Source organism: Flexithrix dorotheae DSM 6795, assembly GCF_000379765.1.
GTDB classification, from domain to species: domain Bacteria; phylum Bacteroidota; class Bacteroidia; order Cytophagales; family Flammeovirgaceae; genus Flexithrix; species Flexithrix dorotheae.
In genome coordinates, this window is the sequence record NZ_KB903466.1 from 1 (window position 1) to 16,381 (window position 16,381).

Annotated in this window: 11 protein-coding genes; 9 read left to right on the forward strand and 2 right to left on the reverse strand. The window is 37.3% G+C overall.

Features of this window, described 5'->3' with window-relative positions:
• On the forward strand, positions 1 to 675 hold a 675-nt coding region (locus A3EM_RS43950; protein ID WP_044240158.1), incomplete at its 5' end, for a hypothetical protein.
• A gap of 201 nt (positions 676 to 876) precedes the next feature.
• Here the strand turns inward: A3EM_RS43950 and A3EM_RS0129210 are convergent.
• Positions 877 to 3,519, reverse strand: a complete 2,643-nt coding sequence (locus tag A3EM_RS0129210) for a family 20 glycosylhydrolase (protein ID WP_020531805.1) — start codon at positions 3,517 to 3,519, stop codon at positions 877 to 879.
• A 234-nt stretch (positions 3,520 to 3,753) separates the two neighbouring features.
• Between A3EM_RS0129210 and A3EM_RS0129215 the strand changes: the two genes are divergently transcribed.
• The 8 genes from A3EM_RS0129215 to A3EM_RS0129250 all read left to right on the forward strand — a co-directional run bounded on the left by A3EM_RS0129215 (position 3,754) and on the right by A3EM_RS0129250 (position 15,760).
• Complete coding sequence (locus tag A3EM_RS0129215; RefSeq protein ID WP_020531806.1) at positions 3,754 to 4,581, forward strand: HpcH/HpaI aldolase family protein; 828 nt, start codon at positions 3,754 to 3,756, stop codon at positions 4,579 to 4,581.
• Positions 4,582 to 4,602: 21 nt separating this feature from the next.
• A complete protein-coding gene (locus A3EM_RS0129220) occupies positions 4,603 to 6,738 on the forward strand; it encodes a hypothetical protein (protein WP_157638147.1) in 2,136 nt (711 codons plus the stop codon).
• 64 nt (positions 6,739 to 6,802) lie between these two features.
• Positions 6,803 to 8,155 carry a purple acid phosphatase family protein gene (locus A3EM_RS43955; RefSeq protein ID WP_020531808.1) on the forward strand — a complete coding sequence of 451 codons (1,353 nt, stop codon included), beginning with the start codon at positions 6,803 to 6,805 and terminating at the stop codon, positions 8,153 to 8,155.
• 344 nt (positions 8,156 to 8,499) lie between these two features.
• Positions 8,500 to 8,643 (forward strand): hypothetical protein, encoded by a 144-nt coding sequence (locus A3EM_RS47775; protein ID WP_020531809.1) that lies wholly within the window; start codon positions 8,500 to 8,502, stop codon positions 8,641 to 8,643.
• Between the two features lie 91 nt (positions 8,644 to 8,734).
• Positions 8,735 to 9,364, forward strand: a complete 630-nt coding sequence (locus A3EM_RS43960) for an RNA polymerase sigma-70 factor (RefSeq protein ID WP_020531810.1) — start codon at positions 8,735 to 8,737, stop codon at positions 9,362 to 9,364.
• A gap of 52 nt (positions 9,365 to 9,416) precedes the next feature.
• Complete coding sequence (locus tag A3EM_RS0129240; protein WP_169513423.1) at positions 9,417 to 10,457, forward strand: FecR family protein; 1,041 nt, start codon at positions 9,417 to 9,419, stop codon at positions 10,455 to 10,457.
• Positions 10,458 to 10,634: 177 nt separating this feature from the next.
• On the forward strand, positions 10,635 to 14,078 hold the full coding sequence (locus A3EM_RS0129245; protein WP_157638148.1) for a SusC/RagA family TonB-linked outer membrane protein: 3,444 nt from the start codon (positions 10,635 to 10,637) through the stop codon (positions 14,076 to 14,078).
• A gap of 11 nt (positions 14,079 to 14,089) precedes the next feature.
• Positions 14,090 to 15,760 (forward strand): SusD/RagB family nutrient-binding outer membrane lipoprotein, encoded by a 1,671-nt coding sequence (locus tag A3EM_RS0129250; RefSeq protein WP_020531813.1) that lies wholly within the window; start codon positions 14,090 to 14,092, stop codon positions 15,758 to 15,760.
• A gap of 105 nt (positions 15,761 to 15,865) precedes the next feature.
• Here the strand turns inward: A3EM_RS0129250 and A3EM_RS0129255 are convergent, their stop codons facing one another.
• Complete coding sequence (locus A3EM_RS0129255; protein WP_020531814.1) at positions 15,866 to 16,207, reverse strand: hypothetical protein; 342 nt, start codon at positions 16,205 to 16,207, stop codon at positions 15,866 to 15,868.
• Positions 16,208 to 16,381: the final 174 nt, after the last annotated feature.

The window sequence follows — 16,381 nt, forward strand, 5'->3', positions numbered from 1 at the left end:
GAAGAAAGTAATGAGATTTTTGGAGTTCGCAATGATGGTTATTTTAATCTTGATCATGATTTTATTGGCCTTGGATGGTTAAAACGGCAAATAACAAGAGCATTGGCTACCAAAGGGAAAGAACGAGCTGAATTGCTGGAAATGATCCTTCATTACCAGGAACCGGGAGAAGGAGGCTTTTATGATAATCTTGGTACTCAAAACCCTGCACCAAATGTAGTTTTTGGTTATCCGTATGATCACGGCCAGCCTTATGTAGCGGACATGCTTTCTGAAGGGAACAGGCCTAGCCAACGGTCCATGCATTTTACCCAGGATGAGGAACAGGGGGTTACCTTGCATTATGAAAATTTAGAATCTGATGCACAATACAAAATCAGATTTACGCTGGTAAGGCCATGGTTTCAGGAAAGGTATGCCATGCGCATGAATCAAAAGGGAGAGTCGATTTATGCCGATGGAGAACTATTGGCAGACGAACTTGAACTGCCCTTACAGATGAGTGATTTCTTTACCTTTAAAATTCCTCCACAAACGACTAAGGATGGAAAACTGACGATTTCCTTTAAAAAAGCTGCTGATGTGGCCAATGGGGATCGGGTGAGTGTTGAACAATGGCGAAATTCCGGTGGTTGGGGTACCATGGTATCGGAGGTCTGGCTAATTAAAGAATAAGGGTGGCCTCATTGGAGAGGTCCTCTGATTTTTAATCTTATGGCAATACTGCCATAAGATTAAGAATCAGTCACCGTCTAAACTACCCTTTGATTTGTTATAAAATGAGCGTTTTTAATTTCTCATTTTTTTGGAAAACCACTAAAATTAAATTTAGTATAAGCAACTGATAGTGAGTTATATAAGTTAAATTTAATTGGATCAATTTACTTCAATTGATCTGCTGGATCGACCGGAATGATCAACAGCTACCAATTTGACTCTGCTACCCACCTCTACTTTTATCGGTTGTTGGTATAATTGGCTTTTTTCATTTGGCTCACTTCCGTCCAGAGAATAATGAATTTTGAGTCCGGGGTATTCCACATTAGCTTTTAGGATGCCATCTTCAATCACAGCTCCAGGAGTAGGAATACGGTAATTGTAGCCATTATTTAAATAGCTAAGACGTGGCAATTCTTTTTGAGCCAGTAGGTTTACAAAAACATTCCATTCTTTTTGTTGGAGGGCATTACGCCTTACCTCATCATTTTCATTTTCCCAAGTTCTCTCATCAGTCCATGCACTTTCGGCAAAACCCATAAGCTTTGGCAAATAGTAATATTCCAGCATGTCTCTCCCTTTAATGGTTTCACTCCAGATCTGAGCTTCAATACCCAAAATGTTTTTATAGGCTTCAGGTTTTAATCTTTCCCATTCATAAGTGGAATTGTCACCAGGTTTAATTTCTGCAATATCTACTTTTTTATCCCCCTTGGTTTCTGTTCTTAAAACCCTGATATCCTGACCCATAGCCGTATTCAAGGTAGTTCGGAACATGTTATAGGGAGAAAAAGTCCAGTTATCCTTTTCATTGATAAATCCTGCCCAATAAAGCCCTGGTTCTTTAGGATCTTTGTTATAAGCGAGATCAAAATAAAAATTGGAAACATTACACAAAACCACCGGATAGCCGGCATTAGCCAATTTATAACCAATATCAGGGTAATCGAAAAGGTTATTCCAGATATAAGGAACCACATTTTTATCCACAAATTCCGGGTTGGGTTCATATCCCCCCTCGGGTAATTTCTTTAGGGCTACTTCCTCCCAGCCATGCCATTCCAGTTCTTTATCTGCAAGTCTTTCGGTCATTGTCTTAATGAAATATGCATGAAGTTCATGGTGATTTTTTATTTCAGGATGTTGTTTCATGAATTCAGCTACTAAAGGAGAACCAGTCCAGGCTCCTTCAGGTACTTCATCCCCACCCATGTGGAATATAGGCATAGGAATACCAGCTTCCTGATACATGGAAATGATATCCTCCACTACTTTTTCGTAAAAATGGTAAGCAGATTCCTGTACTACACATACTACATTGTCTTTATAACACTGTGCGGAAAGAAAGCTGGAGGTATCATCAGGATCAGAAAGTAGAAATTCCTTTGCTTCTTCTGGTTTTCCTTCTTTCATTAATCGCTCATATCTATAATCCATGGCCTTAATAGCGGCCCTGGCATGGCCGGGAAAATTAACTTCAGGAATCACTTGTATATGCCTTTCTTTGGCGTATTTTATTATTTCAATAAAATCCTGCCGGGTATAATAACCATGCCCATGTTTGTCCGGATCATCGGCAAAAGGCCCTGATCCGTAACCGGGATGTAACACGCTATTCTTATAAGAAGAAGTATGTTTTCTTACTGCTCCAATTTCAGTCAATTCTGGTAAGCCTTCAATTTCAAGTCGCCAACCTTCATCCTCTGTGAGATAAAACAAGAAATGGTTGAGCTTATAAAATGCCATAGCATCTAAAAGCCGCATAATGGTTTCTTTAGTTTGGAAATTCCGGCCTACATCCAGATGAAGGCTTCGGAAGGCAAATCTGGGGGCATCAGAAATTTCCTGGCATTTTATTAAAACAGGAGCTCCCTGATTTTGAAAAGCCTCAATAGGGATTAAAGCTCTCAAGCTCTGAATCCCATAAAATACACCAGCCGGATCTGATCCGGTAATATCAATTTTTCCCAGACTAATGTTTAATTCATAAGCTTCTTCCTTAGTGTCATTAACCGTCAGCTCCTTGATATTTAAAGTGATTTTTTTGCTTGCTGATCCGCCTTCCTGTAAAGCAAGATCCAACCCCAAATCTTCTTTTAGCTTATTTTTAAGAAATTTAGCCTCGTTTTCAGTACCCTCTCCGAATACAATAACAAAATCTTTTGTCAATGATAAATTATCATTTTTTTCTACCTTTTTTACCGGAGATGGAATTATGGCATTCAATTGCTCTGCTGGGATTTGAGAAACCTCCTGGTTGGATCTATACAGGTATTCCGCAGTGGGGATAGGATCAAAATCATTTGTATTTCTATTGATTTGTTCAGGTTTGGTAAATGGGGTGAAGGAAACATTTTTCACTTCCTTGATTTCTTTTTCATCCCCGTTGTCATCATAAAAAACAAAATACAATCCCAGAGGACGGTCAGTTTCTTTGATTACGGCCTCTATACCTTTATACAGAATTTCTACACTTTCACCTTCGGTGAGTTTAAAATCGGTATTTGGTTTTAGTTTATACCAATCGCCATTCAGGTGCTCAACAGTAGCAGGCTGGGGTTCAGGAGTTGGAACAATAGTACGAGGGGCGATATTAAAAAATAGCGCCCAGTTTTCCTGGTCTAAATCAAATCCACCCTGATGCGAAAGGGTAAATTTTGCCTCAAAAACATCCGGTTCTCCTGTAAAATTGGTAACGAGTTCCCAATGAACATCTATTTCTGGACTAATTGTTTCAGAACTATTACAACTAATAAATATAGGTATTGAGATAAAAAAAATTAAAAAGGTATTTATTCGCATGATATCAATTGATTGGTATACTCAAACTGTATACTCTAATCTACATTAAAAAGACTACTATCCAATTCAATAGTTAAGAGCAGGCTTAAATTTAATCCTTTCGACAGCAAAATGACATTTGTAAATGAACGTCACCCCAGTACTTCCTGCAAAAAATGTAAAATCCTGATAGTACAATGCCTATTGCCCTGAGTATAATTAGGTAAGATGTTAATAAAAATACACAAATAAGGAATGTCAGGTTTTCAAAAGAATGATTTAAAACAAAAACTGCTTCGGGGGGAAATTGTCTACGGAACTTGTATTACCGTTAATGCTCCAAGATGGCCTGATCTTGTGGCAAATGCCAAGCTTGATTTTGTTTTTTTAGATACAGAACATATCTGTCTGGACCGCACTGAACTTTCAAAAATGTGTTTTACCTATCGGGCTTTAGGACTTACACCAATTGTACGTATCTTACAGCCTAATCCTAACAGGGCAAGCCAGGTTATGGATGACGGAGCCATAGGAGTGATTGCCCCTTACCTGGAAAATGTAGATGAGATTAAGGAACTTATTGGGGCTACTAAATTTCGCCCTTTGAAAGGGAAAAAGTTGAAAGAAATTTTAGCAGGAAAAGCCATTTTAACTCCAGAGTTAGAATCCTATCTTGATCGGTACAATCACGGAAATTTATGTATTGCCAATATAGAAAGCATTCCAGCAGTTGAGCAGCTTGACCATCTTTTATCAATGGAAGGATTAGATGGAGTATTTATCGGTCCGCATGACCTTTCGATCAACATGGGAATTCCTGAGCAGTATGACCATCCCGAATTCATCAAAACTGTAAAAACGATTATTCATAAAGCCCGAAAACACACGCTTGGAGTAGGAATTCATTTTTCCCTGGAACCAGAGCGCCAACTTGACTGGATAAAGGAAGGGGTTAATATTGTCATTCATAGTTCTGATATGGCTCTTTTTAGTCAGAAACTTAAGGCTGATATGGCTAAACTAAAATCATTGGATAAAAATCAACAAAAGGAAGGTGGAACCTCTCCTTCAATTACTATTTAAGCTAGATTTTTCAAATTTAATATGATGAGAATATTTACAATTATAATACTGTTAGGGCTATTTATTTTCCCCAAAGCACAGGGACAAAATGATCAAGTGTTTGCACAAGATGTAGCCATTGTACACGGAAAGACACAAAACTTACCGGAAAAGTCCATCGACAAAATAATGCTTCAGGAGGGAAAGCCGGTTATTTTAATTTCAGGAGAATGGATGTCCTATGATGGAAATATCTGGGAAAAATATAAAGGCAAAATAAAGGAGGGGACAACCACAAATTATCCACTTCCTGCGGATACCAAGAAAATTTTAAGTAGTGTGGAATATGATGAAGGCATAGTCCTGGGGTGTGAAAATGGCTTATTTATTTCTGATAAAAGTAAGAAAAAATTCCTACCGCTTTATCCGCAGGATGAAAATTATAGTTGGAATCCAACCTATGTTGGGGCTTTAGCAGTAGATACTCAGGGAAATCTTTGGGTAGGTATGCAGGAAGGTGTTGGGAAATTCGATGGTGAAAACTGGAAATTATTTACCGGGCAGGAAGGGCTTCCTTACCATAACTTTACTTGTGCTGCTGCCGGCCCTGATGGTGAAGTCTGGTTTGGGACTAAAAAAGGAGCCATCCGGGTAAAAGATAATTACTTTTATTACAGGGCAAGCCGCAGGTGGCTTCCCGATGATTGTGTAAATGGCATTGTGGTAGATGAGAAGGGCACTGCCTGGATTGCCACTCAAAAAGGGGTAAGTCAGATCAATACTACAGCGATGACTTATGAAGAAAAAGCTGATTATTTCATAAATCAGGTGGAGGAAAGACATAACCGGATAGGTTTTATCTGTCAAAGTGATCTGACCAAACAATTTGATATTACTTCTTCAAGACTCGATATTTCTGATAATGATGGGTTGTATACTGCGATGTATGGTTCTTCCATGGCTTATCGATATGCTTTGACAGGAGATAAAAAAGCAAGGGAATTGGCAGTCAGGAGTTTCTATGCATGTAAGTGGCTGGTGGATATTACCCACGAACCCGGTTTTCCTGCAAGGGTAATTATTCCAATTGACTGGCGGGACCCGGTAAATGAGCAATATAATCAGGAATATAACAAACGACATCAAAAGACCGATCCTTTTTGGAAGGACATTTATCCCAGATTTCCTGAAAGTAAGGATGGAAAATACAGGTGGAAATGCGATACCAGCTCAGATGAATTGGCAGGTCATTATTTTTATTACGGAATCTTTTATGATCTTGTAGCTGAAACTGAACAGGAAAAGGCGGATGTTAGAAAGGTAGTGGCAGATATTACAGATCATTTGATCCGTCATGGGTTTTGCCTTGTAGATTATGATGGAAAACCAACCCGATGGGCTAATTTTCAACCAGAGTACTTTAATTCTGTTTGGGGTTGGGAACAACGGGGACTAAACTCTATGATGATGCTTTCTTTTTTAAATGTGGCCAGTCATGTTACCGGAGATCCTAAATATGAAGAAGTGGCTAAAATGCTACGTGACAAACACGATTATCATATCAATTCCATGCATGCCAAGGAGTTTTTTCCTCCAGGAAATGCAGTTCCCTGGGATAATAACCTTTGCTTGATGAGCTTTTATGGATTGATCAATTATGAAAAAGATCCTGAGCTTCAAATCATGTATAGAAATGCACTTGAAAATGCCTGGTTGCATATCAGTAAACAAAAAAATGCTTTTTGGGATGGCTTATATGGGGCATTAGCCAATTCTTTTACAGAAAAAATTGAAACAGGATATTTTGAAGGAAAGGAATTATTTTCTGAAAACCCTCTGTTTGCCGATGCCGCTTTGAAGCAATTTGGAAAAAGTAGTATGGATACAAAATACATTGAAGAAACCCTTCAGCGAATTCCTCTGGATCTGATTGGCTATCCTGTAGATAATTCTCATCGCCTGGATGTAGTTATGGACCCCACACCAGGCCAGGCTTCAGGCATGGGTTGGCGAACAGATAGCTATGCATTGCCCATTGATGAGCGAGGCCATGTGCGACTTGACAGGGATGCATTTGCCATCATTTATTCTGAAGGAAATGGCTATGCGGAACATGAAGGAACTTTTTACCTTTTGCCTTATTATCTGGCTCTGTATCATCAATTAATTGAAAAATAAACCTAAGCAAAGCATAGTGATCTAAAAAAAAATTGAAATACATAAAAGACTAATAAATCTCATAATGAATCAAAAAATTGCCTTTTTTGCCTTATTTTCAGGTTTTATACTATTGCTTGGATTTAGATTTAAAAGCGTTCAGGAAATATCCAAATATCAATACCCGCATCATGTCAATATTTCTTGGGCAACCGATCCTTCCACCAGCCAGTCAGTGAACTGGCGTACCAGTGAATTACAAAAGGAAGGTTATGTAGAATATATTGAAGCGGTAGCTACACCTTTTTTTAAGGAAAAGGTAAAATCCATTAAAGCTGAAAGTGATTCCCATCCGGCAGACGATGGGCTTTGGAATTACCACAGTGTAAATATTCCGGATTTAAAACCCAATACCATGTATTCTTACAGGGTAGGCAATGGTAATTTCTGGTCCGAATGGGCGGAATTTCGAACGGCTACGGGAGAAAATGAAAAATTTAATTTTCTTTATTTTGGCGATGTGCAAAGAGATATTATTTCCCTTGGAAGCAGAACTATCCGCCAGGCAGTTTTGACAAGGCCTGATGCTAAATTTTTGCTTTTTGGTGGAGATATGGTCCATAGGGGTGGCCTGAATAAGGAAAACTGGAATGAGTTTTTCCAGACAGGAGGTTGGGCTTTTCAGAATTTTCCGATTGTAGGAACTCCGGGAAACCATGAACACCTTATTGCTAAAAGTGGAGAAAATTTATCAGCACATTGGGGCTTGAATTTTACCTTTCCCCTCAATGGACCTGAGGGCCATGAAGAAGAAACCTTTTATATAGATTACAACAATATCCGGGTAATTTCCCTAAACCTATGCCGATATAAATACCCGGAAGATCGGGCCACAATTCTAAAGTGGACAGAAGAACGATTGAAAGAATTTACGGGTGACTGGGTATTCATTACACACCACTATGCCATGGATGCTTCCGCACGAAATAGAAAGCCAGGAATTAGGTTTCCCGATTTCAAGGAATTGTATGAAAAATATAATGTGCCTATTATCCTGACAGGCCATGAGCATTTATATGCCAGGGGTAGAATGGACGGGAAATTTCCGATTTATGTGGTTTCTGTCTCAGGACCATTTCAAAATGCCATACAATTTGGAGACTGGATTGAAAGAGCGGGTACCTCTTTACAGTTGTATCAGGATATTGAGGTTTCCCCGGATAAAATTCACTATGTGACCAAAACTGTGACCGGAGAGATATATGATGAATTTACCATTCAGAAGGATAAAAAAGGGAAATTAATTTTTACTGAAAGCAAAAATTTGGGACCAGAATCGTTATTTCCTCCAATAAATTTTGGAAACAGATATAATCAACAATTAGTTGATACCTGGGAAAAGGATAAAAATGATTACCTCAGTAAAAAGAATAAATAGGATCATTGGTTTGAGACTATTAAATTTTTTTAGGAAATTTTTCTAGTTTGGAATAACCTTACTAAAAACAGGTGCAAGTGTTTTGTGATGGACATTTGCACTTGTTTAAGTAGTAATTCAAAATTAATCGTGAATTATTTTGCCATAAAAGACTGATAGAGAGATTATTATTCCTCTGAAATAATAGTACCCGGTATGGAGTACCCGGTGTGGAGCACGGGTGCCTAAAAAGTGGTAGCCCAATTATTTACAGCCCTTTATTTTCGCCTCAAGCTTTGTTTGCCCTATTAATTAAATTAATCTGGTCAGGGAAAGCAGCATCAGGTTAAGCCTCCCTAAAAAACATGATCAATACCTGGGAAACACCAGAAAAGCAGGGCCTTTTTTACGGAAATGTTTGTGGAGAAGTAATTGTAAAAGGAGGATATGATTCGGGTGGCATAGGCCTGGCTTCTCCCGAATTAGATTACATTTTGTTGTATTGTTGAAGTCATTTTCTAATTTTAGGCATTCTATCCACTTTTATTTCTAAATTTATAGGTTTAAAAAATTTGAAAGTTTCAGAGAAGAAAACATTATATGGATAATGAGATATTACTGAAAAAGAAAATTGCAGAAGAAGATGACAGTGCGGCTTTCAAAGAGTTATATGATTTCTTTTTCCATCCTTTATTCAATATTGGTTTTGCAATCTTGCAGAATAGAGAAGTGGTGAAGGAGTTAGTTTCCGATGTATTTATTTCAATTTGGAAAACCCGTAGTAATTTATCTGCTATCGAAAACCTTGAGGCATACCTTTTTGTAGCCATGAAAAATCAGTGTTTGCGCTACCTTAAAAGAAATGCCATGGAAAAACATACAGATTCTTTAGATGAAAATAAATTAGGTAAAAAACAGATAGATTTTAATTCTCCTGATAAATTGGTTGAATATGCCGAATTGAAATTAAGGTATGATAGAGTTATTTTGAATTTACCTGAAAAATGTAAAAAAGTTTTCCTTTTGGTAAAGGATGAAGGTAAAAAATATAAAGAAGTGGCAGAGCTTATGAATATTTCGACAAAAACAGTTGAAAATCATATGTTGAAGGCCATGAAAGCCATAAGAGAAGAGTTTAGGAGAGAGAAAAATTTTATTGGAAAAGATAAAATTATCACGTTGTTTTTGCTACTTAATCCCATAGTTGAAATTTTTTTTGAATTAGAGTAGGGGTTTTTTTAATTAAATGGCACATGATTACAAGACACAAATTGTAAAACACATGAGTCAAATATTAGAAATCATTTCTAAAGATATTAACGGAGAATCTTCAGCAGAAGAAAAAACTAAATTGAAGGAATGGATAGCAGAAAGTGAGGACAATCAAACATTCTATTTTTCATTTTTACATTTTCTTAAAAAGAATAATGAGGCAAGTGATGTGGACAAAAACCAGATTTGGGACCAGGTTTGTTCAGAAATTGAAAAATCCGAGCCAAATGAAAAGAAAAATGGCAATAACAGAAGGTTGTATAACAAAGTATGGATTATAAAAAACTGGCAAAGCATTGCAGCTTCTGTGACAATATTTTTCTTATTGGGAATTTCTGTTTATTTTTTCCTAAATGACCAGACCTTTAGTTTAAAAGAAGGGCCAGCGATTGCTGAAAATTCAATAATGGTGGAAAAGAGTATTCCCGCGGGTAAAAAATTGAATTTCAGCCTGCCAGATGGAAGTACAATTAAATTGAATGGACAAAGTGCCTTGCGTTTTAAGGAAAATTTTCAGGAAGGCAATTTGAGGGAAGTTTATCTGGAAGGAGAAGCATTTTTTAATGTGGCAAAAAACCCACAAAAACCCTTTGTCATTCATACTTCATATTCTGAAGTGAAGGTATTAGGGACCTCATTTAATGTAAATGCTTTTCCGGAAAATAAGGAAGAAAAGGTTTCTGTGTCTACAGGAAAGGTATTAGTGAAGAAAAAAAGTAATGAAATATTCAGTGATTCCCTTACCCTTGTCCGGGGGGAGATGGCTGTATTAAAAGCAGATCAAAAGGAGGTTGAAAAAGAGTTTTTTAATCCGGAATTATCTTCCTGGAAAGATGGGGTTTTAGTATTTGATGATGCCTCTTTTCATGAAATTGTAAAGTCCCTGGAAAGGTGGTATGGTGTTGAATTTATTATCCATAAGGAAGTGGGTGAAAAGGGTGGATATAATGCCAGGTTTGAAAATCAAAACTTATTGAATGTTCTGGAAAGCATTAAGTATTCTTTAAAATTTGAATATGAAATAAAAGAAAATAAAGTAATGGTTAACTAAAATAGCATAAATATGAATTCGAGTTAAAAAAAAACCAGTTATTTCTATCACAAAGAAATAACTGGCTTACATGAAGGTAAATTCCCTAAAGTGAAAATTTTGGTCAAGGATCACTTAAGGGGACCGCCATCAATTTTGAACAAATCGCTTAAACATTCATCAAAATCTATTAAAAATATGAAATGGAATTTAATACTACAAATTATTCGTATGACTAACTATTTGTTTTTTGGATTAGTTCTGCAAGTTTGCCTTTCGAGTATCTTATTAGCGAATGATTCTTTTGGGCAAAAAAGCATCGATGAAGTATTGGTGAACCTAGAAGTTCGCAATGCAAAAATTCAGGAGATTTTCTCTTCCATAGAAAACCAGACCAATTTTGAGTTTGGGTATGCCAAGAAGGATATTGATAAAATAAAAAAGAAGTTTACCATTGAAAACAACAGAGAGTCTTTGGGAAATGTGCTTCGATATCTTTCAAAAGAGTCTAATCTAAGTTTTAAGAGGATTGATAATGTCATCAATGTATCCAGGTTTCATAAAAACTCCCACCAGATAAGGAACAGTTTAAATGAATCCCTCAATCAAAGTATTGTACAAGGTAAAGTTGTGTCAGCAGCTGATCAGGAACCTTTACCTGGTGTGAGTATTTTAATTGTGGGAACACCTAAAGGAACGGTGACTGATTTTGATGGAAATTTTACAATTGAAGTTACAGATAATGCAATTCTGAGGTTTAGCTCCATTGGTTTTGTGGAAAAGGAAATTGAAGTGGCTAACCAGTCAACTATTAATGTTTCCATGGAGCCTGATTTAACAGCCCTGGATGAAATTGTGATTACGGCTCTGGGGGTAGAAAGCAAAAAGAGGTCATTGGGTTATGCCACAAGTAATTTATCGGGAGATGAAATACAAAAATCGAAAGAGGACAATGTTGTAAACTCTTTAGCAGGTAAAGTAGCAGGTGTTGTAATTACTCCAGCAGCTTCCGGAATGGGCGGTAGCTCGCGAATTATTATGCGGGGAAATTCCTCTTTAACCGGAAATAACCAACCGCTCTTTATTGTGGATGGAGTGCCGATCAATAATAATGGATTTGGAGGTTCCTCAGGCCCTGGGGCTCCTGTGGCTTATACCAGAACAGATTATGGTACAGGGATATCGGATATTAACCCTAATGATGTGGAATCTATTTCCGTTTTAAAAGGTCCGAATGCCGCTGCCTTATATGGAAACAGAGCAGCCAATGGGGCAATTATTATTACCACTAAAAAAGGAAGTAAAAAAGGAATTGGCGTTGGATATTCGGGGAGTGTGGTTTTCTCTAATGTAAATGACAACACGCTTCCACAATTTCAAAATGAGTATGGCCAGGGTGATGGTGGTACATTTTCCAATGATGCGCTCAGAAACTGGGGGCCTAAATTTGATGGTAGTAATTTTACTTATCCAACCGGACTTGAAGGCGTTTATTCGGCCGATCCAAATAATGTAAAAGACTTTTTTGAAACAGGAGTAGAAGCGGTAAATACCATTGACATAGAAGGAGGAAATGAATCCAGTAATGTGAGGTTTTCTTACACCAATTTTTCTGGAAAGGGAATTCTTCCTGAGTCTAAACTGAATAAAAATACTTTTAATTTACGAGCAGGAGCGAAACTTTCCGATAAGCTGAATTTTGATGCAAAGGTGACGTATTTTACCCAGGAAGCACAAAACAGAGCTACGATGGGATGGTCTGATAATAGTGCAACTACCTTCCTTTACAGAAGGGTTCGGAATGCAGTAAATGAGGACTTTAAAAATAATTATGTAGATGAGCAGGGAAGATCTATTCATCCTTATGACATATCCATTCCAGCTGAAAACGCTTATTATATCCAGAATGAGCGAACTTTTGAAGATTTTAGGAACAGGGTGACTGGGTTTGCCAAATTGACTTACCAGTTCAATGATAATTTAAGTGCTTTTGTCCGTGTAGGAACTGATGCACTTTCTCATAAAATTAAACAAATTACTCCTAAGGGTGGAAGTAGGACTAATGATGGTACCCGATCAGATAATTTCTATAGACAAACAGAAACCAATATGGATTTTCTATTTATGTTTAATAAGAGCATTACAAGTAATTTTAATTTAAATCTTAATGCCGGGGGAAATTATCGATACAATAAAAATGAAACCTCTACCAAATCAGGGGAGGATTTTAGGATACCTAATAATTTTCTGTATTCTAATTTAGCATCAGTAAGGGCCGGTACAGAATCTTCTTTAAGGTCTTCCATCTATTCACTTTATTTTTCCGGGTCGCTGGATTATAAAGAAATGGTATACCTGAATTTCACAGGAAGAAATGACTGGGATTCTAAAATGTGGACAGCTACCGGTTCACCAAGTGACTGGTCGTTCTTTTATCCTTCAGTGAGTTTGTCATTACTCGGAAATGAATTGTTTAATATTAATAATGATATCTTATCCTTTTCAAAAGTTAGAGTGGCCTGGGCTGAAGTTGGTTCTGGTGGAAATAAAAATGATCAGATTTATTATACCTTAAGTGATTTGACAGGTTACAATGGTCTCATTACTGTTTCACAATCTGAAATTTTTGATGATCCCACCCTAAAGCCGGAAACTACTCAATCTACAGAAATTGGAGTAGAATTTAAATTCTTTAAAAATAGGGTTTTCACAGATTTTACTTACTATAAATCAAACACCTTTGATCAAATCATCAATGCCCCTGTGGATCCTTCAACTGGTTTTAAATACATGAGAACAAATGTGGGAGAAATTTCCAATAAAGGATTTGAATTACTTTTAGGCGCTACAATTGTTCAAAGTAAAGATTTTTATTGGGATGCTTCCATTAATTATGCCCATAATACCAGTGTTTTGGAATCATTTATTGAAGGTTCGGAATCCTTTCTTTTTACAGGACGAGACAATTTTTCCGTAAAAACTAAAGTAGGAGGAAATTACGGTGATGTTTGGGGAAATGATTTTACCTATCATGAAGGTAAAATGGTTTTGGATGAAGAAGGCCTTCCTGTGGCTTCGGAGGAGGAACAACTTTTGGGTAATTATATACCCTCATTTACCAGTGGATTTCAAAATACTTTAGGCTATAAGGACTTAACCCTGAGCTTTTTGATTGATGCTCAAATGGGAGGAAAAGCTTTATCCTGGACGCACAGAGAACTTGGGGAAAGAGGTTCTATTGAAGGAACCCTGGCAGGAAGAGAAGGGATGGTTCTGGATGGTGTGGTAAACGTGGGTACAGAAGAAAACCCTGATTATGTTCAAAATACGCAGGAAATTACTGCTCAACAATACTGGGCCAGACTACCAGGGATTCCAGGTGCATTTATACAGGACTTATCAAACATAAGGCTGAGAGAAGTCTCACTAACCTATAACTTTCCCGAAAAAATAATTGGGAATACGCCAATTCAAAGGGCCTCCATAGCACTTACCGGGCGGAATTTACTCTTCTTTTACAAAGAGGCCGAAGGAGTGGACCCCGAATCTTCTGTTTCTGTATCTAATTACGGTCAGGGAATATTCTATTATAATCAACCCTCCAGCAGAAGAATGGGAATCAGTCTGAATGTTACATTTTAAATTGTTGAAAGATGAAAGCTATAAATAAAGTATATATAATATTATTTCTGACATGTTCAATTTTAATTGGATGTACAGAGCAATTTGAGGAATTTAAGGGTGATAATGAGAATTTGACCAGTGAAGATATTAGTGCACGGTTTTTCTTTCCCAATGTACAAACCAGATTGTGGATGCCTCCTAACTGGACTTATTTATTTACAAGAGTAATGATTGGGTCCACTTATGGTGGCTATGCTTCCTATGGGTATAAAAATTCCTGGGAACAACCAGATGTGGTGTTTAATACCACCAGAAGTTGGGGGGCAAGTGCTGATGCTTGGAACCACTGGTCCGGATATTATTTGCATATAGATGGTTTTTTGAGGTTAGTGGAACCTGGTGGACAACTGGAAAACCACCTGATGGAAGCAGTTGGAAATATCATGAAAGCCAACTATTACTTTATGTATTCAGAACAATTTGGAGAAATTCCATATTCTGAGGTAGGGCAGGGAAAACTGGAACCCAAATTTGATGAACAAAAAGTCATTTATAAAGGAGTAATTGAAGATTTGAATAGTGCCATGGAGGTGATTGGAGATGAAGAAGCTACAGGGGTAGGCACAAATGATCTAGCGGAATACGATATTTTATTTAGAGGCAACCTGCAAAAATGGAAAACCTTTGCCAATGCCTTAAAATTGAGAATTGCCTTACGAGCCAAAGGTGCACCAGAAGAGGATTTTGCAGATGCAGCTATTTCTGAAGCACTGGCAAATCCACTGCCAACTGAGGATGTAAAAATAGTAAAAGATCTTGAGGTGAGTTGGAATATTGCAGCCAGAGATGGAGATTTTACCATCTATACTGGCTCATGGAAAATGCTATCGGACAAATTCGTAAACCTGTTACAAGATAATAATGATCCTCGTCTTGCGGCCTATGCCGACCCGATTGTAGGGGGAGAAATTGTTTTGGGCGGATACAACGAACCAGCAAATAAAGAAAAAATTGATTACCTGCTGAGTTCAACACTTGAGAGGTCAGGTGTACCCTACACCACTACCATAGATGGTAATGATTTGGTTGTAAATATCGATCGAAGCCAGGATTATTATGTAGGGCAGCCTATGCGTTTTGTGGATGGAATGAAAACATTTTTACATATGGAAATGTTCTCAAGGCCCAACAGACTAACCGAAGGTGTAATTGATATTGGGGATGAAATAGATCAGTTTATCATGCCATTGTCTGAAATATACCTGATGCAGGCTGAAGCCGCTGTGCTGGGTTTTGGTGGTGATGCCAATAGTTTGTTCCAACAGGGAATTCAGGCATCATTTACACAATGGGGAGTAGAGGACAATGGTTTTCTATCGTCTCCAATGGCTACACTTAGCGGTTCAAAAGAAGAGCAATTGGGACAGATCGGATTACAACAGTGGCTTGCTTTGTATATGGTAGATTACCAGGGATGGGCAGTTGCCCGGGATTTCAATTTGGATTATGTGACAGATGATACTCCGGATTTACCTACTTTATTCAGCAATAGTATTCCTTTAGGCAGAAGTTACCCAAACAGGGTAAAATATGCACAGCCTGCTTATGATTTAAATGGCACTAACTTAAATGAAGCCATCTCCAGACAAGGACCTGACAATCCTGCCACAGAGCTTTGGTTTGCCAAAGGAAGTAAGTGATGGGTTGTTGAATTTTGATTTAATAAAGTAAACAACTGCTACAGAAGGTGGTTGTTTACTTTTTCCAAATCTAAAAGGAGCGCATTAGGCCTTATTTCAGTAAATCTACAGGTCGTCTTTATTTATTAGCTCCCAAAAGTGGGCTGAATTATCTGGGAAATGTATTTCATCAGAATTTAAATCAAAATGGTCTCTTTGAAATTCATTCTTGATTAAATTAACAATGTCTCTTTTTTCAAATGAAGTTCTAAATTCAGGCCGAATGTTTTTATCGTTGAGATAGCACAAATTACCTTCATCCTGACTTTTCTCAAGGTAGATCAAATTTAATTTTGTTGCCATCTCATTTATAAAACTACTTCTCAGTTTTAAACCCAACAGTTCTTCCTTTTTGTAATGTTGTTTATCGGATGGAACAATAAAAATTTCCTTTAATTTTATGGTCATTGGATGGAAAATTTCTGTAGAAATAGGGAGGGAAATTACTCAAATATTTTGGCAGAATCAAAAACTGTGGTTGGATTGATATTAAAATTAATAAAACATGAGGACAAGGATTAGCTGATAAAGAAGCAATTTCATTAAAGCAAGGTGTTATCAATAAATGAGATAAAATGAAAT